At 68.9% G+C, this 26165-nt stretch carries 18 protein-coding genes; 11 read left to right on the forward strand and 7 right to left on the reverse strand.

Annotated elements, in window-relative coordinates; all coding sequences use genetic code 11:
- Positions 1-8 precede the first annotated feature (8 nt).
- The 3 genes from VPH61_RS14190 (at position 9) to VPH61_RS14200 (ending at position 2640) form a co-directional block, all read left to right on the forward strand.
- The gene (locus VPH61_RS14190) at positions 9-1010 is read left to right on the forward strand and encodes a beta-ketoacyl-ACP synthase III (RefSeq protein WP_332064160.1); all 1002 of its coding nucleotides are present in this window, start codon (positions 9-11) and stop codon (positions 1008-1010) included.
- A 64-nt stretch (positions 1011-1074) separates the two neighbouring features.
- Positions 1075-1323 (forward strand): acyl carrier protein, encoded by a 249-nt coding sequence (locus VPH61_RS14195; protein WP_056008597.1) that lies wholly within the window; start codon positions 1075-1077, stop codon positions 1321-1323.
- An 81-nt stretch (positions 1324-1404) separates the two neighbouring features.
- A complete protein-coding gene (locus VPH61_RS14200; RefSeq protein ID WP_332064161.1) occupies positions 1405-2640 on the forward strand; it encodes a beta-ketoacyl-[acyl-carrier-protein] synthase family protein in 1236 nt (411 codons plus the stop codon).
- A 155-nt stretch (positions 2641-2795) separates the two neighbouring features.
- Here the strand turns inward: VPH61_RS14200 and VPH61_RS14205 are convergent, their stop codons facing one another.
- On the reverse strand, positions 2796-3317 hold the full coding sequence (locus VPH61_RS14205) for a DUF3145 domain-containing protein (RefSeq protein WP_332064162.1): 522 nt from the start codon (positions 3315-3317) through the stop codon (positions 2796-2798).
- Between the two features lie 170 nt (positions 3318-3487).
- On the opposite strand from VPH61_RS14205, the gene VPH61_RS14210 reads away from it, so the two are divergent.
- Positions 3488-4144 (forward strand): PadR family transcriptional regulator, encoded by a 657-nt coding sequence (locus VPH61_RS14210; RefSeq protein WP_332064163.1) that lies wholly within the window; start codon positions 3488-3490, stop codon positions 4142-4144.
- Here the strand turns inward: VPH61_RS14210 and VPH61_RS14215 are convergent.
- Complete coding sequence (locus VPH61_RS14215; protein WP_332064164.1) at positions 4123-5913, reverse strand: bifunctional 3'-5' exonuclease/DNA polymerase; 1791 nt, start codon at positions 5911-5913, stop codon at positions 4123-4125. The genes VPH61_RS14210 and VPH61_RS14215 overlap by 22 nt on opposite strands.
- A 94-nt stretch (positions 5914-6007) precedes the next feature.
- Between VPH61_RS14215 and VPH61_RS14220 the strand changes: the two genes are divergently transcribed.
- From VPH61_RS14220 to VPH61_RS14245, 6 genes are all read left to right on the forward strand, one after another.
- Positions 6008-6769, forward strand: coding sequence for a hypothetical protein (locus tag VPH61_RS14220; protein WP_332064165.1), 762 nt, complete (start codon positions 6008-6010; stop codon positions 6767-6769).
- Positions 6770-6917: 148 nt separating this feature from the next.
- Positions 6918-7388 carry an NfeD family protein gene (locus VPH61_RS14225; RefSeq protein WP_332064166.1) on the forward strand — a complete coding sequence of 157 codons (471 nt, stop codon included), beginning with the start codon at positions 6918-6920 and terminating at the stop codon, positions 7386-7388.
- 134 nt (positions 7389-7522) lie between these two features.
- Positions 7523-8977, forward strand: coding sequence for a flotillin family protein (locus VPH61_RS14230; RefSeq protein ID WP_332064167.1), 1455 nt, complete (start codon positions 7523-7525; stop codon positions 8975-8977).
- A 57-nt stretch (positions 8978-9034) separates the two neighbouring features.
- Positions 9035-10408 carry an MFS transporter gene (locus tag VPH61_RS14235; protein ID WP_332064168.1) on the forward strand — a complete coding sequence of 458 codons (1374 nt, stop codon included), beginning with the start codon at positions 9035-9037 and terminating at the stop codon, positions 10406-10408.
- Positions 10405-12267: a glycoside hydrolase family 2 protein gene (locus VPH61_RS14240; RefSeq protein ID WP_332064169.1), complete on the forward strand. Its 1863-nt coding sequence runs from the start codon at positions 10405-10407 to the stop codon at positions 12265-12267. Before VPH61_RS14235 ends, VPH61_RS14240 begins: the two co-directional genes overlap by 4 nt.
- Before the next feature lie 89 nt (positions 12268-12356).
- On the forward strand, positions 12357-13793 hold the full coding sequence (locus VPH61_RS14245; RefSeq protein ID WP_332064170.1) for a DUF1254 domain-containing protein: 1437 nt from the start codon (positions 12357-12359) through the stop codon (positions 13791-13793).
- A gap of 13 nt (positions 13794-13806) precedes the next feature.
- Here VPH61_RS14245 and VPH61_RS14250 read toward each other — a convergent pair whose 3' ends face one another.
- Positions 13807-14196, reverse strand: coding sequence for an MmcQ/YjbR family DNA-binding protein (locus tag VPH61_RS14250; protein WP_332064171.1), 390 nt, complete (start codon positions 14194-14196; stop codon positions 13807-13809).
- A 154-nt stretch (positions 14197-14350) separates the two neighbouring features.
- On the opposite strand from VPH61_RS14250, the gene VPH61_RS14255 reads away from it, so the two are divergent.
- Positions 14351-14923: a YceI family protein gene (locus VPH61_RS14255; protein WP_332064172.1), complete on the forward strand. Its 573-nt coding sequence runs from the start codon at positions 14351-14353 to the stop codon at positions 14921-14923.
- A 133-nt stretch (positions 14924-15056) separates the two neighbouring features.
- On the opposite strand, the gene VPH61_RS14260 is transcribed toward VPH61_RS14255, so the two are convergent.
- The 4 genes from VPH61_RS14260 to VPH61_RS14275 form a co-directional block, all read right to left on the reverse strand.
- Positions 15057-17519, reverse strand: coding sequence for a S8 family serine peptidase (locus tag VPH61_RS14260; RefSeq protein ID WP_332064173.1), 2463 nt, complete (start codon positions 17517-17519; stop codon positions 15057-15059).
- A gap of 68 nt (positions 17520-17587) precedes the next feature.
- Positions 17588-18034 carry a hypothetical protein gene (locus VPH61_RS14265; protein WP_332064174.1) on the reverse strand — a complete coding sequence of 149 codons (447 nt, stop codon included), beginning with the start codon at positions 18032-18034 and terminating at the stop codon, positions 17588-17590.
- 85 nt (positions 18035-18119) lie between these two features.
- A complete protein-coding gene (locus VPH61_RS14270) occupies positions 18120-18479 on the reverse strand; it encodes a hypothetical protein (protein ID WP_332064175.1) in 360 nt (119 codons plus the stop codon).
- Between the two features lie 923 nt (positions 18480-19402).
- Positions 19403-25735 (reverse strand): DUF7507 domain-containing protein, encoded by a 6333-nt coding sequence (locus VPH61_RS14275; protein ID WP_332064176.1) that lies wholly within the window; start codon positions 25733-25735, stop codon positions 19403-19405.
- Positions 25736-26165 lie beyond the last annotated feature (430 nt).

Genomic DNA, 26165 nt, shown 5'->3' on the forward strand with positions numbered 1-26165 from the left:
CCGAGCATTTGAATCCCACCCTCCAGCAGTCGCACGGGCCTGCCTTCACGCGCATCTACGCCGTCGGCGCGGCTCGCGGCGAGAACGCGGTGCCGAACGCCGAACTGATCGGGCCGATCGACTCGTCCGACGAGTGGATCCAGCAGCGCACGGGCATCGTCACCCGCACGCGTGCCGGCGCCGACGTCTCGGCGACCGATCTCGCCACGACGGCGGCGCGAGAGGCGATCGAGCGGTCGGGCATCGCCCCCGAGCTCATCGACCTCGTCATCATCGCGACCATCTCGAACGTGCAGCAGACCCCGTCGATGGCGGCCGTCGTCGCCGATCGCGTGGGAGCGAACCCCGCCGCGGCCTACGACATGAACGCGGCCTGCGCGGGTTACGCCTACGCGGTCGCCCAGGCGGACGCGCTGATCCGCTCGGGCGCGGCGACGTACGCCCTCGTGATCGGTGCCGAGAAGCTCTCCGACGTCGTGGACCCGACCGACCGCTCGATCTCCTTCCTCCTCGGCGACGGTGCCGGCGCCGTGGTCGTCGGCCCGAGCGAGACGCCCGGCATCGCGCGCACCATCTGGGGCTCCGACGGCTCGAAGGCGGGCGCGGTCGGCATGAACGGCACGCTCACCGAGTACCGCGACGGTGCGGCCGAGTGGCCGACGCTGCGTCAAGAGGGCCAGACCGTCTTCCGCTGGGCCGTGTGGGACATGGCGAAGGTCGCGAAGCAGGCACTGGATGCCGCTGGCGTGACGAGCGACGACCTCGCCGCGTTCATCCCCCACCAGGCCAACATGCGCATCATCGACGAGTTCGCCAAGCAGTTGAAGCTGCCCGAGACCGTCGTGATCGCCCGTGACATCGCCACCACGGGCAACACCTCTGCCGCCTCGATCCCGCTCGCGACGCACCGCCTGCTCGAGGAGCACCCTGAACTTTCCGGAGGCCTCGCCCTCCAGATCGGCTTCGGCGCCGGACTCGTGTTCGGCGCCCAAGTGGTGGTTCTTCCCTGAACCACCTCCCCCCGTCCCTCTAGACTGTCTCTCGGTCAAACGAGACACCCCCAAGGAGAAAACAATGGCATTGTCCACCGAAGAAGTGCTTGCCGGCCTGGCCGAGCTCATCAACGACGAGACCGGCATTGCGACCGACACGGTTGAGCTGGACAAGTCGTTCACCGACGACCTCGACATCGACTCGATCTCCATGATGACGATCGTCGTCAACGCCGAAGAGAAGTTCGACGTGAAGATCCCCGACGAAGAGGTCAAGAACCTGAAGACCGTCGGCGACGCCGTCACCTTCATCGTCAAGGCTCAGGCCTAGCAGCTGCGTGGAGCGGGCCGGCGCCATCTGCCCGGCCCGCTCGATCAGTGCGACCTATTCCTCCATCGGAGTGTTTCTCGAATGACCAAGAAGATCGTCATCACCGGCATCGGTGCGACCTCGCCGCTCGGCGGCACCGCCCCCGAGAGCTGGAACGCCCTGCTCGCCGGCGAGTCCGGCGCGCGCTCGCTCGAGCACGACTGGGTCGCGAAGTACGAGCTGCCCGTCACCTTCGCCGCTGAGGCCAAGGTTCGCCCCGAAGAGGTGCTCGAACGCCCCGTCGCGAAGCGACTCGACCCCTCGAGCCAGTTCGCCCTGATCTCCGCGAAGGAGGCGTGGGCCGACGCCGGTGCACCCGAGGTCGCGCCCGAACGACTCGGCGTCGACTACGCCACCGGCATCGGCGGCATCTGGACCCTGCTCGACGCGTGGGACACCCTGCGCGAGCGCGGGCCCCGCCGAGTGCTGCCCATGACCGTGCCGATGCTCATGCCGAACGCGGCATCCGCTGCGATCTCGATGCACTTCGAGGCTCGCGCGTTCGCACGCACGGTGGCCTCGGCCTGCGCGTCGAGCACCGAGTCGCTCGCGAACGCCTACGAGCACCTGCAGCTCGGCTACGCCGACGTCGTCATCGCCGGCGGGTCCGAGTCCGCGGTGCACCCCATCACGCTCGCATCGTTCTCGTCGATGCAGGCGCTGTCGCGTCGCAACGACGACCCGTCGCACGCCTCGCGCCCGTACAGCGTCGACCGCGACGGTTTCGTCATGGGCGAGGGCGCGGCGAGCCTCGTGCTCGAGACCGAAGAGCACGCGCTCGCGCGCGGCGCCCGCATCTACGCGGAGCTCGCGGGCGGCTCGGTGAGCGCCGATTCGTACCACATCACGGCGAACGACCCCGAGGGCCGCGGCGCCAGCCGCGCCGTGCTCGACGCGCTCGCGCAGGCCGGCGCATCGGTCGACGACGTGACGCACATCAACGCGCACGCGACGAGCACGCCCGTCGGCGACATCGCCGAGTACACCGCGCTGCGCAACGTCTTCGGCGATCGGGTGCACGAGATCCCCGTCTCCGCCACGAAGGCGTCGACCGGGCACCTGCTCGGTGGCACCGGTGCACTCGAGGCCGTGTTCACGATCCTCGCGCTCCAGAACCGCCTCGCTCCGCCGACGATCAACCTCACCACACAAGATCCCGAGATCCCGCTGCGCATCTCGGGCGAGCCGCAGCCGCTCGGCGACGGCCCGCAGCTCGCGATCAGCAACTCCTTCGGGTTCGGCGGCCACAACGCCGTCGTCGCGATCCGCACGCCGTAGCGGCGCCCGGGGCTCGCCCCGGCACGCACATGAGAAGACCCCGGTCGCAGTCCCTGCGCCGGGGTCTTCTCGTGCACGGTCCGAGGGTTTCGCTCATGCGCCGCCGGGAATGGTCATCCGACTTCGCGTCACGCCGCCGGCGGACCGAGGTTCGCTCAGCCCACCTGGTGCAACCAGACGACCGGGGCGAAGTCGCTCGCGTGACGGAACGGTTCGAGTTCGTCGTCCCACGCTTGGCCGAGGGCGAGGCGCAATTCGCGGTGCAGCTCGATGGGGTCGGTCCCGCCGACGTCCATCGCGTAACGGATACGGTCTTCGGGCACCACGGTGTTGCCGGCGGTGTCGGTCTGGGCGAAGAAGACGCCGAGTTCGGGCGTGTGCATCCACCTGGCCCCGTCGGAGCCGGGGGTGGGGTCTTCACTCACCTCGAAGCGCAGTTGCTCCCAGCCGCGCAGCGCCGAGGCGAGTTTCGCGCCGCTGCCGGCGTCGCCCTCCCAGTAGAACTCGGCGCGCATGGCACCGCGGAGCACGGGCTGCTCGCTCCAGTCGAAGTTCACGGCAACACCGAGGGCTGTGCCGGCGGCCCATTCGACATGCGGACACAGCGCCCTCGGCGAGGAGTGCACGAACAGCACGCCTCGCGCGGTGCGCACTGCCCGCGTGGCATTCTTCGTCATGTCTGTCTCCGTTCTCGAGGTGCGTCTTCCCCAACGACCTCAAACGGACAGATGACGGTATTCGGTTGTCGACGAGCGAGCCGTCACCGCCGATTATGCCCCGCATCAGGCTCATTGACAAGGCGCGAAACCATATACTCGGTGAAACGTTGATGTCGATCGGAGGACCGATGGCTGTTCGCGACGCACTGCTCGCACTGCTCTCCGCAGGCCCGGGGTACGGGTTCCAGTTGCACGGCGACCTCGCCGAGCGCACGGGAGGCCGACGAGACGTGAACGTCGGCCAGAGCTATGCGACGCTCGAGCGCCTCGGCAAGCAGGGGCTCGTCGAGTCCGCAGGCGCCACCGACGACGGGCTCCCCCTCTATCGCGCGACGCCAGCGGGTGCCGCTGCGACGTCGGCCTGGTTCTCGGGCACTGATGCCTCCGGCAGCGACGCGTGGGACGAGACCGTCGATCGGGTGCTCGTGGCGGCATCCCTGCCGGGCGTCGATGTCGGCCCGATCGTCGCGGCCGAGCGCATTCGCTGGCAGCAACGTGCTGCCGAGGCATCCGCTCGCGCCGTGATCGACAGCCGTGCAGGCGACGAAAGTGACACGGGAGCGGCCGCTCGCCTCGCAGCGCTGGCCGCTGCCGCCGAGGCCGCACGAGCGCGTGCGGCACTCGCCTGGCTCGACGACGTGACCGCGGTCGCCGATCGGCACGAACTGGCGTTCGCACCGCGAATGGAGCGGCCACGGCGCGGGCGGCGACCGGCGGCGACGACCGGCAAGGCGGGTGCGGCGAGCGTCGAGGGCGGCGCGCCTCAGGCGTCGGCCGAGGCGTAACTCTCGACGATCGCGAGGTCGAGCGGGAACTCCACGGGGAACCCGCCGAAGAGCAGGCGGCCCGCCTCGGTCGCCGAATCCGCCACGGCGGCGGCGACGTCGTCGGCGTGCTCCACCGGAGTGTGCACGATGATCTCGTCGTGGAGGTAGTAGACGAGGTGCGGCATTCGCTCGAAAGCCGACCCCGACCGGGACGCGATCGATCCGGGCTCGACGCCTGTCGCGGCGATCGACGCAAGTCTCGAACGGAGGCCCGCCATCCAGCAGAGCGCCCACTCGGCCGCGGTGCCCTGCACGACGAAGTTGCGGGTGAACCGGCCCCAGTCGCGGGCACGCGAGCGCGCGCGTCGTTCGTCGGCCGCGGTCGCCTCGGGCTGCGACGCGAGCGACTGCGTCGCACGCCACTCCGCCCCGGGCAGCGGCGACGAACGGCCGAGGAGCGTGGTGACGCTCGCACCGCGTTCGCCCTCGGCCGCCGCCCGGTCGACGAGCGCCATCGCTCGCGGGTAGGCCCGGGCCAGCCGCGGCACGAGCCGGCCGCTCTCGCCCGTCGTCGCGCCGTACATCGCACCGAGGATCGCGACCTTCGCCTGGTCGCGGGTCTCGACGACCCCCGCGCCGACGATGCCGCTGTAGAAGTCGCGCCCCCGGCCGGCCTCCGCCATCGCCTCGTCGTGCGCCAGACCGGCGAGCACTCGCGGCTCGAGCTGCGCCGCGTCGGCGACGACGAGCGCCCAACCGGGGTCGGCGACGACGGCACTGCGCACGTTCTTCGGCAGTTGCAGGGCGCCGCCGCCCGACGTCGCCCAGCGCCCGGTTGCCGTGCCGCCGGGCACGTAGTCGGGCCTGAACCGGCCGTCGACCACCCACTCGTCGAGCCACGACCAGGCGTTCGCGCTGAGCAGCCGTGAGAGCTTCTTGTAGGCGACAAGCGGCTCGATCGCCGGGTGCTCGTGCTCGCGCAGTTCCCAGCGGCTCGTCGACTCGACCGGGATGCCGGCGCTGCGCAGCGCCTTCAGCAGGTCGACCTGCGAGTCGAGGTTGACCGCGGGGGCGCCGAGCAGTGTGCGCACCTCGGCCGCGAGCGCCTCCATGCGGGCGGGCTTGCGCCCGGGCGCCGGCTTCGGGCCGAGCTCCGACTCGAGCACGCGCTCGTGCACGCCGCGGTGCCACGGCAGCCCGGCGGCGTGCAGCTCTGCGCCGATCAGGGCGCCCGCCGACTCGGCGGCGAGCAGCAGGCGGAGGGCTCCCGGCCGCTCGGACGCGACGACGAGGGCGAGTTGTCGAGCATGTTCGGCGAGCACGGCGTCGACCGGCACCCCGAGCACGTCCCGCGGGCCGGCGGTGGGCTCCTGCGCCGGGGCATCCGCCTCGTCGAAATCGAGCAGGTCGAAGAGCGGCGAATGGGCAGCGGATGCCGCGGGCACGACGGTCATCGGCTGGCCGGCCTCTGCCGGCCCGAGCGGCAGCCACTCGGGCCGCGGGTGCGCGGCGCCCGCACGGATCGCCGTCGTCATCGTGGAGTGATCGAGGATTGCGGAGGCGAGCACGAGGTCATGGCATCGTTCGACGCGCACGCCCTCGGCGAGGAGTCGGGGGTACCAGCGGCGGGTGTCAGCCCAGATCCACCGGGGGCGCTTCGCGGCCTCGAGCGCCCGCACGACGTCGCCGAAATCGTGCAGCGCCACGGTCTCGAAAGGAACGCTCGAGACCGCGGGGTCGACCAGTGCGACCCGGCCGGGCCCCATCGCACCGACCACGATCTGCATGCTGCCATTCTCGCCTGTGCGTCCGACATGGCGTGCCGCGGATGTCGGTGGCAACGGTGATGATCGAGCCCATGAACGAATACGGGCGGCGCCGATGGTCGCGGTGAGCTTCCGGTGCGGGCACGGCGCCGAACCCGGCGACGCCGGCGCCGTCGCACTCGCGAGAGTGTGCCCGCTCTGCATGCTGCTGCACGAGACGCAGCGCTCGCGCGCCGAACTGCTCTCGCGCGTGGCCCCGCCCCAGCGCGCGGCGCTCGCCCGTGAGACGCGCATCGGGGCGAGCTACGAGTGGCGTTGCGCCCGCGGCCACGACCGCTATCCGGCGACGGTCGGCGAGGTGCTGACCGGCCCGAGCTGCGCGAAGTGCCGCTCGAACGCAGCTGCGCCCGGTGCCCGGCGCGAGGCCGGCCTCGCCTTCATGAAACCGGGGCTCCGCGTCGGCACCTCGCAGGTCGAGCAGCGGTTGCGCATGCTCCTCGGCGAACGCATACGGCTGCACCACCGCGTGAACGCCGTGCGCATCGGGCGCATGTTCTACGGCAAGCAGGAGGTCTGGCCCGACATCCTCGTGCCACAGCTCCGCATCGCCGTCGAGTACGACGATCCCGGTCGTTCGAGACGAGCGCATCTCGGCTTGAAGGAGGCGTCCGACCTCGAGAAGGACGAGGCACTGCGAGAGGTCGGCTGGGAGGTCATCCGCATCCGCGCGGGCGGTCTCGAAGCGCTCGGGCCCTACAGCGTCGTGTGCCGCGGCCTCACGATCGGGGTCGCCGACGAGGTCGTCGCGCTCATGCGGCGCATCCGGGGAGACGAGGCAGTCGAGCGTCTGCTCGTACCCCGGCAACACGCCGTGTGAGCGTCAGCGGCGCTGCGAGCACGACTCGGTGTCGGCCCTCACCGACCATCTGTGGAATCCGACCAGCACGAAGTTCGTCCGACCGATAGGGTAAGTCGACCCGAGCACCCCCTCTGCCCGGGTATTCGCGCGCGCAGAGAGGCAGTCGATGCTCCTTCCGTTCCTCATCGTCGGAGGCATCGGCCTCGTCCTCCTCGTGATCTCGCTCGTGCTCGGCGACATCTTCGACCAATTCGAGATCGGCGACGGCGCCCTCTCGGGTACGGCCCTCGCGGTCGGCATGGTCGTCTTCGGGGCATCCGGCGCGCTGGTGTCGAGCATGGGCCTCGAACTCGTCTGGGTGTACGTGCTCTCGATCGTGCTCGCCGCGGTCGCGTACCTGCTCTGCGTGCTCGCGATCCGAAATCTCACACGCAGCTCCGACGGCGTGCCCACCTCTGCCGTGGGCCTCTCGGGCGTCGCCCGGTCGGGCATCACCACCGCGGGAGGCGAAGTGAGCCTCGACGGGCCCGGCGAGCTCGAACGCCGGCTCGCGTACTCCGACGAGCCGATCGCCGAAGGCGCGCGCGTTCGCGTCATCGAGCACGCGGGCAGCCGCGTGAAGGTCGTCGCGGGCTGACGCCCCCTCGACAACCGCTTCCCTCGACTCCAGCTCCCCCGGCTCGGGCCCCGCGTCCCACTGACTCGGATCCCGCGCCCCACTGAACCGCCCTGCACCACCCCGCCCTGCATCTCCTCCCGAAAGGAAACCCGATGCTCTCCCCCCTGCTGATCCAGGTGATCTCGGTCGTCGCGATCGTCATCGCGCTACTCGCCCTGCTCACCTTCATCGCCCGCCGCATCCGCCGCGTGCCGCCGAACGAGGCGCTCGTCATCGTCGGCCGCGGGGCCGGCCGCGCCGCACCCGAGCAGTCGTCGGCGCAGCGCGTCGTCATCGGCGGGCGCACCTTCATCTGGCCGATCCTGCAGCAGGGCTTCGCCATCTCGCTCGAGCAGCGCCAGATCGGCATCACCGTCGAGGGCGTCGACAAGAACCGCATCAAGATCGCCATCAAGGCGTCGATCAACTTCAAGGTCAGCGGCACCGAAGACGGTGTGCGGCGTGCCGCCCAGCGCTTCCTCTCGCAGCAGAGCCTGCTCACCGAGATCATCAAGGAATCGCTCGAGGGTTCGCTGCGATCGATCGTCGGCGACATGACGATCGAGCAGATCATCTCCGACCGCAAGAGCCTCTCCGACCGCGTCGTCGCCGAGACGAAGACCGACCTCGTCGAGCAGGGCCTGCAGGTCGACCTGCTGAACATCTCCGACATCTCGACGCCCGGCAGCGAGTACCTCGCGAACCTCGGCCGCGCCGAGGCCGCCCGCGCACGTCAGGTCGCCGAGGTGAGCGAAGCCGAGGCCGCCCGGGTGAGCGAGTTCGCGCGCATCGAGGCCGCCGAGCAGGTCGCCGAGCGGCAGAAGGCGCTGAGCCTGAAGCAGGCCACGATCAAGGCCGAGACCGATCGGGCCAACGCCGAGGCCGAGGCATCCGGTCAGCTCGCGAAGGCCGAGCAGGACAAACTGGTCGCCGTGCAGGAGCGCGACGCCCTGTCGGAGCAGGCGCTCGTGACGCAGGAGCGGCTCGACATCGAGATCCGCAAGCCCGCCGAGGCCGAGGCGTACGCCGAGGTGCAGCGGGCGACCGCCCTGCGCGATGCCGCGAACGCCGCGACAGAGGCCGACGCCTACAAGCGCACCAAGATCGCCGAGGCCAACAAGGTCGCAGCCGTGCAGGACGCCGAGGCATCCGCAACTGCCGTGCGTTTCTCGGGTGAGGCCGAGCGCGACCGTCAGGTGGCCCTCGCCGCCGGTATCCGTGCTGATGGCGAGGCCCGCGCGGCCGCGATCCAGGCCGAGGGTCTCGCCGAGGCCACGGCAACCGACGCCAAGGCCATGGCGCTGAAGAAGTACGGCGAGGCCGCCCTCGCGCAGGAGATCATCTCGCGCCTGCCCGAGATCGTTCGCGCAGCTGCCGAGCCGATCTCGAACATCAAGACGCTCACCGTCGTGTCGACCGACGGCGCGAGCGCCATCACGAAGACCGTCGGTCAGGTGCTCGGCGAGGGCACCGAGGTCGTGAAGTCGCTGACCGGGCTCGACGTCAGCTCCATCCTCGCCGGGCTCGCGGGCGGGCAGCTCGTGAAGTCCGACGCGACGACCGACTGACGAAGGCCTGAACGACTGAACGCCTGAAGCGCCGACCCGTCGGCCGAGAGGAAACCTGTGACGACGACGTCAGCAGACCTGGAGACCCCCTCAGCGAGCCGCCTCGGCCCGCGGAGGTGGGCGGTGCTCGCGCTCGTGGGCCTCGTGGGCCAGATCGCGTGGACCGTCGAGAACATGTACCTCAACGTGTTCGTCTACGACACGATCACCGACGACCCGGCGGTGCTCGCGGCGATGGTCGCTGCGAGCGCCGCCTCGGCGACGATCGCCACCCTCGTCGTCGGCGCATGGAGCGACCGGTTGGGTCGTCGCCGAGTGTTCGTCGCGGGCGGGTACGTGCTCTGGGGTCTCTCGACCGCGGCGTTCGGCCTCGTCACGGTCGAGGGGCACGCGGGCGCGGCATCCGTCGCCGGTGCCGTCACTCTCGCGGTGCTCACCGTCATCGTGCTCGACTGCCTCATGAGCATGCTGGGCTCGGGCGCCAACGACGCCGCGTTCAACGCTTGGGTCACCGATGTCACCGACACCACGAACCGCGGCCGCGTCGAAGCGGTGCTCGCCGCCCTGCCGCTGCTCTCGATGCTGCTCGTCTTCGGCGTGCTCGACGGGCTGACTCGAGCGGGCGAGTGGCGCACCTTCTTCCTCACCATCGGCATCGCGATCGTCATCGTCGGCGTCGTCGCCTGGTTCCTCATGCGTGATGCCTCGACGCCGCAGCGTCAGAGCGACGGCGTCTGGCGGGCGATCGCCTACGGCCTGCGACCGTCCACGATCCGTGCGAACCCGGCGCTCTACCTGACCTTCGCAGCCTGGGCGGTCTTCGGCATCTCGACCCAGGTGTTCCTTCCGTACCTGATCATCTACCTGCAGCGAACCCTGCGCATCGACGGGTACGCACTCGTGCTCGGCGTCGTGCTGCTCGGCGCCTCCGTCGTGAGCATCGTCGGCGGCCGGGTCATCGACCGTGTCGGCAAGGTCCGGTCGATCATGCCCGCCCTCGCGATCTACCTCATCGGTCTCGTGCTCATGGCGTTCGTGCGCGACATCACGTGGGTCATCATCGCCGGGCTCGCGATGATGAGCGGGTTCATGCTCGTCGTCGCGGCCGTCGGCGCAGCCTCCCGCGACGCCACCCCCCGCGACCGGGCCGGGTCGGTGCAGGGGCTCCGCATGATCTTCGCGATCCTGATCCCGATGGTCATCGGCCCGTTCATCGGTGCCGCGATCATCAGCGGTGCCGGTGAGACGTACGCCGAGCTCGGCGTCGTGAAGCAAGTGCCGACGGCCGGCATCTTCATCGGCGCCGCCGTCGTCGCCGTGCTCGTCGTCGTGCCGACGATCGCCCTGCTGCGCCGGGAACGCCGGGCGCAGGGGCAGCCGCCCCAAACGCCTCAGGAGCCCCAGCAGACCACCGAGGCCGGACAGGAATGACGCACGCCGCGCGGCCACTCCCGACGGCCCTCCTCACCGAGTGGGGAGAACAGCTCGATCGCGTGCATCCGCTGCCCGAGTACCCACGACCGCAGCTCGTTCGCTCGTCGTACCTGAACCTCAACGGCGTGTGGCAGTACGCGATCACCCCGGGCGGCACGACGGGCGGCGAGGCGCCGGGCGCCCTCGACGGATACGACGGTGAGATCGTCGTGCCCTTCTCCCCCGAGTCGTTGCTCTCGGGCGTCGGCCGCCAGGTGCAGCCCGACGAGACGCTGCACTACCGCCGCACGTTCCACCTCGACGACGACTTCAGCCCCGCCGACGGGCGCATCCTGCTGCACTTCGGCGCCGTCGACCAGCGCTGCGCCGTCGAGGTGAACGGCGTCGTCGTCGGGGAGCATGTGGGCGGCTACCTGCCGTTCACGATCGACATCACCGATGCTGTCGCCGGTCGATCGCACGGTGCCGCCCACGAACTGCTCGTTCGCGTCACCGACCCGAGCGACACCACCGAGTACTCCCGCGGCAAGCAGCAGCTCGATCGCGGGGGCATCTGGTACACCGCGCAGTCGGGCATCTGGCAGACGGTGTGGATCGAGGCGGTGCCCGCCGCGTGGGTCGCACGGCTCGAGTACCAGGCGAACCCGATGACGGGTGAGCTGACCGTCACGGTGCACGGCGGCGGCGCGCTCGAGCAGCCCGCAACGGTGCGCGTCATCGCCGACGGCGTCGTCACGGCCGAGGGGCGCGCGGCAGCGGGGCATCCGCTCATGCTGACGATCGCCGAACCGAGGCTGTGGACGCCCGAGAGCCCGTATCTCTACGACATCGAGGTCGAGTACGGCGACGACCGCGTCGTGAGCTACACGGGGCTCCGCAGCTTCGGGGTCGGCCCCGATGCCGACGGGATCCCCCGACTGCTGCTGAACGGCGAGCCGTACTTCCACGCCGGCGTGCTCGACCAGGGGTATTGGAGCGACGGGCTCTACACGGCGCCGTCCGATGCGGCGATGGTGCACGACATCCGCTCGATGAAGGAGCTCGGCTTCACGATGCTGCGCAAGCACATCAAGGTCGAGCCCCTCCGCTGGTATCACCATGCCGACCGGCTCGGCATGCTCGTCTGGCAGGACGCGGTGAACGGCGGCGGACGCTACAACCCCGTCGTCATCACGGCCCCCGTGCTCACTCCGCTGCGGCTCGACGACCGTCGACACCGGGCCTTCAAGAGAACGGATGCCGCGGCGCGCGCGCACTGGCGCCAGGAACTGCGCGACATGGTCGAGCACCTGCACGGCGTCGTCAGCATCGCGGTCTGGGTGCCGTTCAACGAGGGCTGGGGGCAGTTCGACGCCGCTGAGGTCACCGCGGAGCTGCGCGCCCTCGACCCGAGTCGGAGCATCGACCATGCGAGCGGCTGGCACGACCAGGGTGCCGGTGACCTGACGAGCCTGCACGTGTACTTCCGCCGCTTCCGCGTGCCTCGTCGCCGGCCGCAGACCGCGCACCGCGCCCTCGTCGTGTCGGAGTACGGCGGATACAGCCAGCGCCTGCCCGAGCACAGCGTGACGCCGCGCGAGTTCGGCTACAAGCGGTTCGACGACGTCGATCGTCTTGCAGCCGCCTTCGTGCGACTGCACGAGGAGGAGATCATCCCGGCGATCCCCCGCGGCCTCGCTGCCGTCGTGTACACGCAGCTCAGCGATGTCGAAGACGAGAGCAACGGCCTGCTGAGCTACGACCGCCGCGTGGTGAAGCTGCCGGCCGACGTCGTTCGATCGGTGACCGAGCGGCTGCGATACAGCGGGCGACCGGCGCAGATCCCACCGCGCGGGGGCTCGACCGAGGAGTCCTGACTCCGCACGTTCTCCTTCCGTTCTCCGCCCGACGTTGTCTTCCGCTGGTGCCCCTGCCAAGGTGAGATCACGTTCGATCAAGGGGGAACATGTCAGAGCAGCAGCGTCCAGGTCTCACCGCAGCCGAGATGGCGGCGGCCGTGGCCTCGGTGAGCACGCCCGATACCGTCGCATCGCCGTTCGGCGAACTGCACTTCTTCGATGGAGTGCCGCTGCCGGAGACCGTCGAAACCGCGTACAACGCACTCGACCTGATCCGCGCCATCGACGTGTTCCTGAACGCGGTGCCCGGCGCTTCGCTCGTGGCGTTCCGCGCCGGCCTGCGGGTCGCGGGGGTCACCTCGGCCAGGCAGATCGGCATCACCGATCCGAGGGCGACCTCGAAGGCGCTGTTCCTCACTCCGAACACCGAGACGACGTACGGCGTGACCATGCTCGACCTGAAGGCGTGGGGGCCGACCGTCATCGAGGCGCCGCCGCAGTCGCTCTGCGTCGTCGACGACTTCTGGTTCCGCTACGTCGCCGACATGGGCATCGCGGGCCCCGACCAGGGCGCGGGCGGCAAGTACCTGTTCCTGCCGCCGGGGTACGAGGGCGAGGTGCCCGACGGCTACTTCGTCTACCGAACCCCGACGTACACGAACTTCGTCGTGCTGCGGGCACTCGGCGGCGTTCCTGCGATGAAGCAGACGCGCATCTATCCGCTCGCCGAGGCGGCGAGCCCCCAGGAGAACGAGTTCGTCAACCTCGCCGAGACGCCGTTCAACACCGTGCACGCGAACGACTACTCCTTCTTCGAGGAGGTGGCCGAACTGGTGCAGGAGGAGCCGGCGGAGGCACTCGATGCCGAGCGCGCCGGCCAGCTCGCGGCGATCGGCATCGTGAGCGGTCAGCCGTTCGCACCCGATGCGCGGCTCCGCGGCATCCTCGAACAGGCGGCTCCCATCGCCGCCGGGCTCGCGCGAACGGTCGGCTACCAGCCGCGCGACCCCGACGCCGTGCTCTACGGCTCATGGCGCAACGGCTTCGTCGGCGGCAGCTACGAATTCCTCAGGGATGGCGCACGGCTGCTCGACGCCCGCACCCAGTTCCACTACCTCGCGACCGTCATCACCCCGGCGATGGCCCACGCCCAGATCGGCGCCGGCTCGGCATACGCCTATACCGTGCACGACGCCGAGGGTCAGTTGCTCGACGGCGCACGCAGCTATCGACTGCACGTCGACGCCAATCCCCCGGCGAAGAACTTCTGGGCGGTCGACATCTACGACACGCAGACGCGTTCGCTGCTCGTCATTCCCTCGACGCCGTATCCGGCGCTCGCGAGCAACGACGGCAAGCTGCAGACCAACGACGACGGGTCGTTCGACCTCTACTTCGGCCCGACCGCACCGGCCGGCAAGGAGTCGAACTGGATCGAGACGGTGCCTGGCAAGTCGTGGTTCCCGCTGCTGCGGATCTACGGCCCGCTCGAGGCCTGGTTCGACCAGACCTGGCGGATCAACGAGTTCGAGCCCATCGGCTGAGCGCGGACGGCGCCTATCGGACGTTCGCGTCGAACTCGGCCCGCAGGTACTTCGGAGCCTGCACGCGCCACGCCTCGGTCACGAGTTCGGCGAGATGGCCCTGGTCGACACCGGCCATGCGGAACGCGACCTTGGGTTCGCCCCACCTCGTCGTGGTGCGCAGGAACACCTCGGGCGCCATCTCGACGAGTGCGAGCGCGTCGATGGGGTCGGCGACCTTGACCCCGACGACGAGCTCGGCCGCGATGATCGCCCGCATGTCGTCAGGGATGCTCGGCCAGGGGTGGCACTCCCACGCGAAGAGCCTGCCGCGCACGAACCACGCGGCGCCGCCCGTCGTCGCCCGCTCTTCGCTGCCAGGCAGCTGAGCTGCGGTACGTCGGAGGTCGTCGAGGGTCGGCACGGGCCGAGTGTATGCCGCGCCGCCGACACCCGACGATCGGGGACTTGCACGGCCGAACGCCGAAACGCGATGACGGCTGCAGACACCATGGAGCATACGAACAGCCCGCAGATGAGAGACTGTTTTGGTTCGTGCAACAACCTATGGGGAGATCATGACCGACAACCGACCAGACCTGAGCGGCGACTGGGACCTCGACCCGGGTCACACTCGCATCGGCTTCTCGGCCAAACACGCCATGGTGGCGAATGTCCGCGGTGCCTTCAACGACATCACCGGCAGCCTGCACGTCGACTTCGACGACACGGCCAAGTCGACCGCCGAGATCGTGCTCAAGGTCGCCAGCATCGACAGCCGCAACTCGCAACGCGACGATCACTTGCGCAGCGCCGACTTCTTCGATGCGGAGCAGTGGCCCGACATCGTCTTCAAGAGCACCCGGATCGAGGAGGTCGGCGACAACGCCCTCGTGGTCTCGGGCGACCTGACGATTCGCGACGTCACGAAGCCGATCACCATCCCGATCGAGTTCACGGGCGTGGAGACCGACGCCTTCGGCGCGTTGCGTGCCGGATTCGAAGGCACGCGGCGCATCGACCGCCGTGAATACGGACTCGAGTGGAACATGGCGCTCGATTCGGGCGGTTGGCTCGTCTCCGAGAAGATTACGCTCGAGTTCGAGATCTCGGCGATCAAGCGCGACAGCGACGCGCAACAGGCCGCCTGACGCTGGTCCGAGCGTAGGAGGCGCAGCGGCCCTCGGCCTTTACTCATCTGCAAGGGGTCGGATGGACTGACACCGGGCCGAGACGGACGGCGAGCCAAGCTCGGTCGAGCCTGGCTCGCCGGGTCACATGCAGCTAGTCGCCACCGGTTTCCGCCCCGGGCAGCGCACGCATGACGGTGAGGGTCACATCGCCGTCCTGGTAGGACACCCTGAACAGATGTCCGTCCTCGTTCAGCACCCGTCGTTCGGGCAGGGAATGGAAGTTGCCCTGGATCGAGTCGCCGCTCGCGATCGTCAGCACCGTTCCCGGTGCGAGGGGCGCGCGAACGTCCAAGTCCAGTTCACCGCTCAGCACCAGGTCACCGGCAGCCCGTACGCTCGTGTAGTCGTCACCGCCGGAGATGGTGATGGCAAGGCCACCCCCGCCGCTGACGCTCACGTCGCCGCCGACGTCCAGAACATTTCCGGGCACGACCTCGGCGTCGCTGATCGACGCTGCATCGACAGCTTCTCCGGATGACAGACCCGGTTGCAGTACGCCGCCGTCGACGTCGATGCTGCCTGCCACGAAACCGCTGCCGCCGAGAGTGCCGCCACTGACATGGATCGAGCTCGCGTGCGAACCCGCGATCGAGAGCTTGCCGCCTTCAACCGTGGTACCGCCCTCGTAGGTGTCGTCGCCCGTCATGATGAGGGACCCTGGGCCTTGCTTCGTCAGAGACGCCGTGTAGAGGTCGTTGTCGATGTTGTTCTGGATATAGGCCGCGCGCTCGTCCATCCATTCCTTGCGCCACGAGACCGCCTCCTCGTAAGTGATCTTGTCGTACAACTCGGGATGGCCGTCGGTGATGGCTTGGATCTGCGGGTCATTCAGGATGCCCTGAACCACGAAGGCCTGCTCGTCGAGCGTTCCGTCGGAATTCAACACATTGGGGCTGAATTCGCCGGCGTACGCAGTGCCCTGCTCCTGGTAGCCCGCCAGCCACGCCAGATCCTCCAGTTCTCGTTGCTCGAGCGCGTCCTGGCTGATGTCGTTGGACCAGACATCCAGCGACCCCTCGTCCAGGTCGTAGGTCATGGGATTCAGGAACTGGGCCGGGCCATACATGCCCTTGGCCAGATCGGGAATCCCCCAGCCCCAGCGCTCGTCAGGAAGGCCGTCGGGAGCGGTCCAGGCGATGGACTCCCCCGTCGGCGAGGTTTGCCCGGCGCCGAGGAACCTCACCCCGTCTGACATCTTGTTGTTCGCCGTGGTGAGCATCAGGTCACGCACCTGCTTGGCATCCATGTTCGGATAGCGCGACAGCAGAACCCCCATCACCGCTGTCGCAACGGGCGTTGCCGGTGACGTGCCGCTCGAGTTCGAGTAGACGGCGTCGCCACCGCTGCTCGTGGTCCGAACGCTGTTCGAAGGAGTCGAAACCGACCACCACTTGGCGAGCCCTGCCTCGTTGTAGCCGAACTGCTTCGTGTACTCGGGGTTGGCGTCGGTCGGGGGCTGTACCCCGCCGACTGACACCCATTGCTTCTCCGCCATCGGGTTGAAGAGGGGGTACGCCGGGCGGTAGTACGGATTGCTCCAGTCGTTGTTGCCGGCCGACCTGACGTTGACGGTACCGCTGTCCTTGATGGCATCCCAGATCGCGTCCATGAACGACAGCCCGGGGTAGCTCGGGTTGTATTGGATGCCACCTTCGGAATAGCTCCGCTTGAAGAGGAAGTACTGGTACTCCAGATCCTTCATCTCCTCATTGGGGATCGTGGTTCTCATGGCCGTGGCGTTGGCGCTGTCCTTGCCGGCCACCTGGTACGCGTTGGCGAGATTGCCGCCGACTCCGAGGTCGTTGCCCAAGCCGTCGTAGCGTGTTCTGTCGATGGTCTGCACGAACGAGCCCCAACTGCTGTTGATGACCTCCGCCCCAGAATCGACCAAGGCCTTGTTCGCCGTGGACCAGTACACGTAATCGTGGAACGGGCCATGGGACTGGCTGTCGGAACCACCGGTCTTGGCGACTTCCATCCTCGACCCGAAGGCGATGCCGTGCTGCTCGATCCCATCGCGGATGCCGGAGGTGACGCCGAGCATGCCGGTCCCGTGCGAGTAGTCGCTCGTCCTCGCCTGATCACCAGCCACGGTGAACCACTCACCCGCCGTAAACGGGTTCGACGGAGTCGCGCCTCGATACCCGAACCCGGATGTGCCGTAGACGCCCTCACCCGCGACTGGTTCGATGAGTGCGGTCTGGAACCCTTCGTGGGTCGTCCTGTAGCCCGAATCCATCATGCCCAGCGTGACATCCTGTCCGCAGTAACCCAGGGCGTACGCGGTGGACGCGTTCACGGCGACGAGCTGCCACGGCGCATTGACCGCTGTACCAGGGGTCGAAGGATTGTGGCCGGTGTAGAAACCGTATTCCGGCGTTTCCCAACTCGCCCTGGCAGCATCGACGTCGGTAGGACCCGTGGCGACGAAGCCGGTGTCTCCTGGGTGGGAGAACTGCGTGCAATCGTCGGCGAAGTCCGACTGCGCGTGAGCCGGAGAACCGGCGACGGCGAGGAGAGGAAGGCCGAGCACCGGCGCCAAGAACAGGGCCATCGTCCGTCGTGATCGAGGCTTTGTCGTGCTGCCAGCTGGTCGACGTGGTTGTTGCTTCCGTTCCATCTTCAGATCCCCCGATTCTCGATGTCGGACTGCGCAACGCCAAGCCCGCATGCTGCGACGGTAGTGGCGGCCGATCCGGGACACAAGACTCCCCCGCTCAGCGAATGCTGTGCACGGTCACGGTCACGGTCACGGTCACGACGGACTAGTTCAGGAACCCGGTGAGTTGCTCGACGATCAGGTCGGGGCGGGTGATGAACGGGTGGTGGCCCGTCGGCACCTCCACACTGCGGGTTGCTCGCGCCGCGTGTCGGCGCTGCGAACTCTCGGTCGAGGTCGATCATCTCGTACGCGAGCGTGGCGAGCATGCGGATGCCGGTGGCGCCGATGGGGTGACCGATCGAGATGCCGCTCCCCCGCGGGTTGAGCCGCGGATCCTCAGCATCGATGCCCCAGTCGGCGAGGCAGGCGAGCACCTGCACCGCGAAGGCCTCGTTGAGTTCGATCACGTCGAGGTCGTCGAGCCCCCCGCGACCACGTGGACCCACCGTCGGTCGTGATCGTGCGCCCCACCTGCCGGCGGGCCGAAGTTCGCTAGCCCGGTCCGTCGGGATGCGCGAGATCGTAGGCGCGAGAGACCTTCTTGGGCACGACCATGCGCCACGCATCGACGACGAGTTCGCGGGCCTCGGCGCGTTCCAGCGACGCAAGGTCCGCATGAACCCAATTGAAGCGCATGTCCGAAGCCGAAGGCAGCTGGAACTTGCGTGGATCGCCCCCGACGAGCGCCCCACGCTCTTCCTTCGGCCAGGCGAAACCCATCACGCGCTCGTCGAGAGAGAACGCCACGTACACGATCTGACCGACGCGGAACTTCAACTTCCCACGAACAAACACAGGGTACGAGCGCTCCAACTCCGTGCCCAGATCTCGAACGTCCCCGATCACCGCCATGCTCGGACCCCCTTCGGTCGCGTCGCGGGACAGACTGCCTGGCCGCGTACATCGCGGCTTCGGAACATCCGCCGCAGGATGGTCGAAGACCGCGGCGGTCTTTTCCGCTGACGCTCGGCAGCCTCGACGAGTGAGTTGCTCCATCCCAGCATGCCTGACGGCCGCAAAATATCTCAGGCGCGCTCTGCGCTCGGGAGGAGCATTCGAATCTCGGTGCGACGGACTAGGAAGCACCATTCCGAAGACAAGAACAGGAACGTATCCCTTCGCAGAAGGTGTGCGGGCAGTCCACGAAATCTCGGTCTCCATAGGCGAGGCGCCTGGTCCTGACTATGACAGCTTGATTCAGGACCGGGATGACGGCCTGATACAGGACCATCTATCTGAATACGGGACTGCTGCAGCAGTCCCCCCGCCAATCGTGGGCTGGGTTGACTGCGCGGCCTCTTCGTCCGTCTGCGGAGCGGAGATCGTCCTCCTCGCCAGAGTGCGATGCCGCTCCCCGACCGTGATCTCCACCGGCCGCACGAGTTCGGGTGTGTACTCGTTCTCGGTCTGATCAAACATCGTCTCGTCCTTCCCCCTCAGAGCCGTGGGCGATGCCGTTGTCTCCGCACCGCCTGCGCGAACGAATGCAGATGCGACGTCCCCCCGAAGCGGCATCCGATCGTGATGCTAGCCATCCGCCCGCTTGCGCCGAGTCCCCCAGATCGCGTGAACCTGTATTGGGATTGAGGCGGCGCTGCCCGCCGCGATCGCCGCGATCCTCACCGCGATTCGCGGGTCGCGCCCACGCCGCAACCACAGCGACGGCCGCTTCGGGCGATCATGAGACTCCGCGACCACTTGACGATCGGGGTCACGCGCTCCCGCGCCGGTGACCGACCCGCGACGCAGGAGGGTGCACCGTGGGTCGGCCCGCTTCACGATGTCCGGCGGCGACGGACGAGCACGATGAGCAGCAGCCCGAGGAGGGCTGCCGTCGCGCCGCCGATGATTCCGTCGATCGGCAGGTCGACACCCGTGGTCGGCATGTCGCCCGACGACGACGGCCTGGGCGGCGGCGTGACAGCCACCGCGGTGCCCGTGTAGTTCGCCGGGTCGTCATCGGTGACGACGAGCTCGGTGCCAGGCACCCGACCCGTGACCGCGCCGACGTTGACGTAGGCGCCCTCGATGGCGACGCCAGAGGCCGTGCAGGTGAACGACTCCCCGGGCGCGAGCGGCCCCGCGACCACGTTCGAGTCGGTGCCGTCGCACGAGATCTCGTCGGCGTCGACCAGGTCGTCGGTCACGGTGACATCGACGAGTGGCGCGTTGCCCGTGTTGGTCACCACGTACGTCCACTCGACGCCCGCTCCCGCCGTGAGCGGCACGCCGGGCGCCTCGTCGGCGTCTTCGCCGTTGGTGGCCTTCTCGATGTCGATCGCGGGCACGGCGCCGAAGTAGTGCGACGCGTCCGCGTCGGTCACCTCGGCCTGGAACGGGCCGATGCCGGTCACCGTCCCGAGGTTCGCGTACTGGCCGGCCGTCGCGATGCCGGTCGCGACGCAGGTGAACGACGCCTCGGGGGCGAGCGGCCCCGCGATGACGTTGCCGCCCGTACCGTCGCAGTCGATCGCCGAAGCATCCAACTTGTCGTCGGTGACCGTCACGGCGGTGAGCGGAACGTTGCCGGTGTTCGTCACCACATACGTCCACTCCACGTCAGCGCCGGGAGTGATGTACGGCCCGGTGGGGTCGTCGGCGTCTTCGCCGTTGGTCGCCTTCTCGATGTCGATCGCCGGCTCCGCGCCGAAGTAGTGCGACGGGTCGCCGTCGGTCACCTCGGTGTCGAGCGGATCGGTGCCGGTCACGGTGCCGGTGTTCTCGTACTGGCCCGCCGTCGCCGTGCCGGTCGCCGCACAGGTGAAGGATGCCGCCGGCGCGAGTGGCCCCGCGATGACGTTGCCGCCCGTGCCGTCGCAGTCGATGGCCGAGGCATCCAACTTGTCGTCGGTGACGGTGACGTCGGCGAGTGGCACGTTGCCGGTGTTGGTGACGACGTACGTCCAGTCCACGTCGCCGCCGACGGCGACCAGCGGTCCGGGGGCCTCGTCGGCGTCCTCGCCGTTGGTGGCCTTCTCGATGTCGATGGCCGAAGCGACGCCGAAGTAGTGCGACGGGTCGTCGTCGGTCACTTCGACGCCGGGCACGGGATCTCCGTCGACCGAGGTGGTCGCCGGGCCTGTCGCGACGACGCTGCCGAGGTTGGCGTACTGCCCCTCGACGCCGACTCCGGCGGCGATGCACGTCACGGTGCCACCGGGCGCGAGCGGGCCGGCGACGGCATTGCCGCCGGTGCCGGCGCAGTCGATGTCGGAGGCATCCACCAGGTCGTCGGTGACCGTCACATCGGTGAGCGGCACGTTGCCGGTGTTCGTCACGACGTAGACCCACGCCACGGTGCCGTCGACGGCGACCAGCGGCCCGGTCGGCTCGTCGGCGTCCTCGCCGTTCGTGGCCTTCTCGATGTCGACGGCCGGCTCCGCACCGAAGTAGTGCGACGGGTCGTCATCGGTGACCTCGACCTGCGTGGGATCGGTGCCGACGGCGGTGCCGGTGTTCGCATACTGGCCGGCCGTCGCGGTGCCGGTGGCGACGCAGGTGAAGGATGCCTCGGGCGCGATCGGGCCCGCGATGACGTTGCCGCCCGTACCGTCGCAGTCGATGTCCGCGGCATCCACCTGGTCGTCGGTCACGGTGACGTTCGTCAGGTCGACGCCGCCGGTGTTGGTCACGACGTACGTCCAGCGGACGCCGCCGCCGACCGTAACGTACGGGCCGGTCGGCGTGTCGGCGTCCTGCCCGTTGGTCGACTTCTCGATGTCGACCGCGGGCGCCGGCATGACGGCGAGGTCGACCGTGAAGGTGGTGAAGTCATCGGGGATCAGCTCGCCCCCGAGCCCGGCGACATCGTCGCCGGAGGGACCGTTCGCGCCGACCAGGTCGTCGCCGTCGTACTCGTACGACAGGGTGACCGGGGTGCTGGTCAAGCCCGTCGTCGCAGGGTCGGGGGCGGCGGTGTTGTTGTTGTCGGCGGCCTCGTTCGGGTCGATGGCGCCGCTCGACCCCACCGTGCGCACCACGGTGTCGGCGAGCGGCCCGCCCGGGGCGAACATCGCCGCCGGGATGTGCACGGTGTACTCGCCGGCCGGGATCGCCGCGACCGACCAGCGGCCGTCGGCGTCGGTGACCGTGGTCGCGACGAGATCGCCGTCACCGTCGAGCACCTGCACGGTGACACCCGGCACGCCCTGCTCGCCGGCGTCGAACCGGCCGTTGCCGTTGCGGTCGGTCCACACCAGGTCGCCGAGGGTGAACCCGGGCATCAACACGTACGGCTCGTTCGACAGCAGCGGCTGGTCCTCGAACGTCGCCGAGAAGATCATGGCCCGGTTCACATAGACGTTGTCGAGGGTGTTGCTCGTCGACACCGCGGGGATCACCGCGCGCACCCGCGACTGCACCGGCAGCGGCCCGTTCGAGACGAACCGCACCGCGGTCACGTCGCCGAAGTCCGCCACCTCTGCTGCGGTGAGCCATCGTCCGCCGGCGGCCGCGGGGTCGGCGTTGGACGCATCACGCGCGTCATGGTTGACGATCGACGGGTCGACGGTCGTGTAGTACCACGTGCCCGGCACCGGCCCGCCGGTCCCGCCGCGGATGTACTCGGGGGCGTCGAGGGCACCGGTCAGCTGCACCAGTCCGGTGTAGTCCGTTGCGAATTGGTCGCGCCGCGAGAGCGCATCGGCGGCGCCATCACCGTTCCACGGCAGCACGTCGATCACGTCCGGCGCCTGGAACGACAACACGGTCGAGGTGTTGCCCCAGTCGAGCGACCACGAGTAGTCCTCGCCGCTGGCGACGAACGGCGTGTCGACGTTCTTGGAGATGCCCATCTGCCCCGAGCCGACCACCTGGATCGTCGCGGTGTCGGTGGGGGCGTTGGTCGAGTTCGCGGCGGTCGCCTGCATCGTGTTCATGTACGTCTCGCCGGGCTGGGCGAGCGTGTCGACCGTCGTGCAGATCTGCAGGTGCCTGGCACCCGCGGCGGTCGGGTGGAAGATCCACTGGTTCGTGCCCGTGCTGACGATGTCGACGTCGCCGCCGAGGAACGTCACCTGCCGAGTGGCCTGGTCGTAGCTCATCGTCACGCCGGCGGGCAGCCGAGCTTGCGTGCACGCGGCATCGAAGTGCAGGTCTGCGGGCATCGTGTCGACCACTCTCACGTCGAGCATGGTCATTCCGGCGAAGGTGCGATCGGCGAGCACGTTCAGGTTCCACACGGCGGTGTCTCCCGGCAGGTACTGCGCGGGCGCGACGGTCTTGTCGACCTGCAGTTGCGGCCCTTCGAAGCGGCGCTCGCGCAGCGTGGTCGCCCAGCCGTCACCGGCGGTCGGCCAACCGCCGGCGTTCGCGAGGCGGATCCGGTGCGGGATGGGCTCGCCGGCGTTCGGACCGCCGTTGTATTCCCCGCGCACCTTGAGTCCCGACCAGAGGTTGAGTCGGAACGGCCCGACCTCTGTGAGGGCGGGGTCGATCGGGCGCACCCGCATCATGTTCACGTGGTCACGCCAGTCCGCGCCGAACGTCGTCGGATCGGTCGACCACGGCCCGGGATGGTCGCGGCATCCCGTGGCCGCGGCCTGGAGCGACGTCGTGTCGCTCGGGAAGAGGTTGACCGACGTGTTGAACGGCCCCGCTTGCGTGTCGACCGTGTTCGGGCCGACCGCGTACTCGATCACGTAGTCGGCGAGATCGACCGAACCGCTGCCGGTGATCCACGCCTCGCCGCCCTCGCGAATGTACTGGGTCGAGACGTCGAAGACATCGCACAACTCCATACCGGTGACCGAGACGCGGTTGCTGCTGCCCTCGTGATACACGAGCGTGTTCAGCGTGTGCCCCGCGTACGACGCGCGGAACTGGTTCGGGTCGCTGCCGTACGCGCCTCCCGTCTCGGTGGCGATGTACTGCTTGTCTCCCGTCAGCGTGCCGCACTGGCTCGCGGCGGGACGGACGCTGCGGATGTCGACGTTGTTGCCCGATGCCGTGGTGCCGTTCCAGCCCGGTTCGAAGCCGGGAGCGGCGCCGTTCAGGCCGTCGGGATTGTTCGGACCGCCCTCCACCGTCCAGTGCTCCGAGTCGACCACCTCGTTGTCCAGGTCGAGGGTCACGTTGGACTGGCAGATGTCGCCCTCGATCTGATCCATGGGAATGAAGAAGGCGGCAACGAAGTGTCCGAACCGGCGGTCGAAGCCCGATTGGCTCGGCTCGAAGCTCATGTCCCATCCGTCGGACGGCTGCGTGCCGGTCTCGCAGGTCGGCGTCCCGGATTCGCGCAGCGGCGAACCGGTGGCGTTGGGACTGCACACGAGGAGGATCGCGTCGGGATGACTGACCAGTCGGTCCTTGAACGTGACCGGGCGGTCGAGCCAGGGTCCGACGTTGTCGGGACCGGCCAGGTCGAGGACCTGGATATTGTAGCGGACGATGTACCCGTCGACCTGCTCACCGTCGATGGTCTCCGTGCTGTACGTCGGACCGTCGCGGAAGGACTTGCGCAGATCCCACTGCGGCGGCTCGGCCTCGCCCGCCACCACGGCGAGGTTGTTGCCGGTGCCGTCCCAGCCGGGCTCGTGGCCGTCGCCGTAGTTCAGGGCGCCCCCGTTGATCGACCAGTGGTCGGTGCCCTGGGCGCGGTTGTCGAAATCGAACGTGCCGGTCGGCACCTCGTCACCGGGCTGCCACGCAGGGTCGATCGCCCGGTTCATCTCGTCCAGCGGCACGAACACGGTCATCACCATGTGCCCGACGCCGGTGTCACCGCCGACACCGCTGTTCGGGGCGATGCTGAGCTCCCACCCGTCGGCCCCCTGCACCTCGGTCATCGACGGACAGGTCAGCGTCCACGGCGATCGGCCCGCGTTGTCGGCGAGATTCGTCGGCCGGCACTCGGTGATGCGGGCACCCGGGAACTCGGGCATGACGTCGGTGAAGGAGACCGGCCAGTCCAGCTCCGCCCCTCCGGTGCCGCCGAGCATGTCGGTGATGTTGAACTGGTAGCGCATGAGGTAGCCCGGTGTCGGGACGCCGTCGATCGGCAGTTCGGTGAAGTCGGGCCCCGTCGGGACGTTCCCGTTGGAGGGGTAGACGACCTTCTCCAGATCCCATTGTGCGGTGCCGGTGACCTCGACTACTGGCCCCGAGACCGTGTTCGAGGTGCCGGCCTCTCCGCCGCCCGCGACCGCGCGCATCGCGATGCTCGCATGCGACGGGATCGGGGTGGCGGTCGTGAACCGGTAGGCGAGCTGCACCGCTGCGACGTTGGAGGACATCGTGCCCAGGTTGCAGACGACGGTGATCGAACCGTCCGGGTTCACCCGCTGCGACGACGGCGGGTTCGCGCCGTTCACTGCGGCGAGGCATCCTGCCGGAAGTCCGCCCGTGCCGGGGCCGGCGAGTTCCAGCTCCGCTCCGTTCGTCGACGAGACGGTGAACTCCGCGACGACGTTCGGCACCGACGCGCCCGTGGGCAGGCCGGTCAACGACACCGAGTACGCCTGCATCACGGTGTCGCCTGTGCGGACGACGCAGTTGCCCGGCCCGGAGTCGTTGCCCGGCTCATCGTTCGCGTCGAACGGCGGCGTGCCCGTGATCGCGAATCCCTCGCAGGCGGCCGCCTCGGGCAGCCGCGCCACCACCAGGTCGGCGATCGGCTGCAGGCCCGCATCGAGCGCGGTCACTTGCGTCGCGCCCGCGATGGTGAACGGCGTCGTCACGCCCCGCTCCGGTTCGCCGGGATTCGGGGCGCCCGTCGTGGCGAAGTCGTTCTGACCGCTCACGGCGTCGGGGAACAGGAACGGGCCGGGCGCATCGACGCGCACGACGTAGGCGCCGTCCGCCGCATTCGCGAAGCTGTAGGCACCCGCCGCATTGCTCGTCGTGGTCGCGACCACCGTGCCCGCCGGCGATGCCAGCAGCTGCACGGTGACCCCGGACCTCGCGACCTCACCGCCGTCGCGGATGCCGTCGCGGTTCGAGTCCGCCCAGACCACGCCCGAGATCAGGCTCCCGTCGGCCGCAGAAGCCTGCTGCGAGACCGCCGGCACCACGAGTCCCGCGATCATCGCCAGCACCGCCGTGATCACGAGCGCGAGGCGCCCCCGCGCCCGCGCCGCTGTGCTGCCATCGTCGAGCTTCCGAACAGACATGTTCGCCCCCTGTCCCCCACAGACGGTGGATGTCACCGCCGCTGAGGACCCCCGCCCAACCATCCCGAACCCGACCAGGGCGCCGCATCACCCAGATCGCGTGATGTGAGCCCGCGCCTTGTACCCACGGCCGGCTGCCATCTTCTTTCCCGAAGGCCGTGCTGGTGGGTCAGTACACGATCACGCTCCGCACCGTCGTCTACGAATGGGACGGCGAATTCCGCTGACCCTCATGGGACCAGCGCCCACGAAGACAATGCCCGCCAGACCGCGCGCATACTCCCGGACTCAACGCCTCGCGTCTTCCCCATCAAGACGACGAAGCACCCGCGACCTTCTGCTGGCAGATCGGCCTCCGCGAACCCCAACCGCAGAGACCGCTCACGCGAGATTACGTTGCGTCCGACGCGACGGGCTCTAGGGAGAGTAC

The organism is Agromyces sp. CCNWLW203 (assembly GCF_036576125.1).
In the GTDB taxonomy this organism is placed as follows: Bacteria; Actinomycetota; Actinomycetes; order Actinomycetales; family Microbacteriaceae; genus Agromyces.

What these genes read in the sequence shown, in the direction of transcription:
- VPH61_RS14210 (WP_332064163.1), top strand. Translation starts at nt 3,488, where the DNA reads ATGGCTGTTCGCGACGCACTGCTCGCACTGCTCTCCGCAGGCCCGGGG.
- VPH61_RS14215 (WP_332064164.1), bottom strand. Translation starts at nt 5,913, where the DNA reads ATGCAGATCGTGGTCGGTGCGATGGGGCCCGGCCGGGTCGCACTGGTC.
- VPH61_RS14240 (WP_332064169.1), top strand. Translation starts at nt 10,405, where the DNA reads ATGACGCACGCCGCGCGGCCACTCCCGACGGCCCTCCTCACCGAGTGG.
- VPH61_RS14230 (WP_332064167.1), top strand. Translation starts at nt 7,523, where the DNA reads ATGCTCTCCCCCCTGCTGATCCAGGTGATCTCGGTCGTCGCGATCGTC.
- VPH61_RS14205 (WP_332064162.1), bottom strand. Translation starts at nt 3,317, where the DNA reads ATGACGAAGAATGCCACGCGGGCAGTGCGCACCGCGCGAGGCGTGCTG.
- VPH61_RS14275 (WP_332064176.1), bottom strand. Translation starts at nt 25,735, where the DNA reads ATGTCTGTTCGGAAGCTCGACGATGGCAGCACAGCGGCGCGGGCGCGG.
- VPH61_RS14260 (WP_332064173.1), bottom strand. Translation starts at nt 17,519, where the DNA reads ATGGCCCTGTTCTTGGCGCCGGTGCTCGGCCTTCCTCTCCTCGCCGTC.
- VPH61_RS14220 (WP_332064165.1), top strand. Translation starts at nt 6,008, where the DNA reads ATGGTCGCGGTGAGCTTCCGGTGCGGGCACGGCGCCGAACCCGGCGAC.
- VPH61_RS14245 (WP_332064170.1), top strand. Translation starts at nt 12,357, where the DNA reads ATGTCAGAGCAGCAGCGTCCAGGTCTCACCGCAGCCGAGATGGCGGCG.
- VPH61_RS14270 (WP_332064175.1), bottom strand. Translation starts at nt 18,479, where the DNA reads ATGGCGGTGATCGGGGACGTTCGAGATCTGGGCACGGAGTTGGAGCGC.
- VPH61_RS14200 (WP_332064161.1), top strand. Translation starts at nt 1,405, where the DNA reads ATGACCAAGAAGATCGTCATCACCGGCATCGGTGCGACCTCGCCGCTC.
- VPH61_RS14255 (WP_332064172.1), top strand. Translation starts at nt 14,351, where the DNA reads ATGACCGACAACCGACCAGACCTGAGCGGCGACTGGGACCTCGACCCG.
- VPH61_RS14225 (WP_332064166.1), top strand. Translation starts at nt 6,918, where the DNA reads ATGCTCCTTCCGTTCCTCATCGTCGGAGGCATCGGCCTCGTCCTCCTC.
- VPH61_RS14195 (WP_056008597.1), top strand. Translation starts at nt 1,075, where the DNA reads ATGGCATTGTCCACCGAAGAAGTGCTTGCCGGCCTGGCCGAGCTCATC.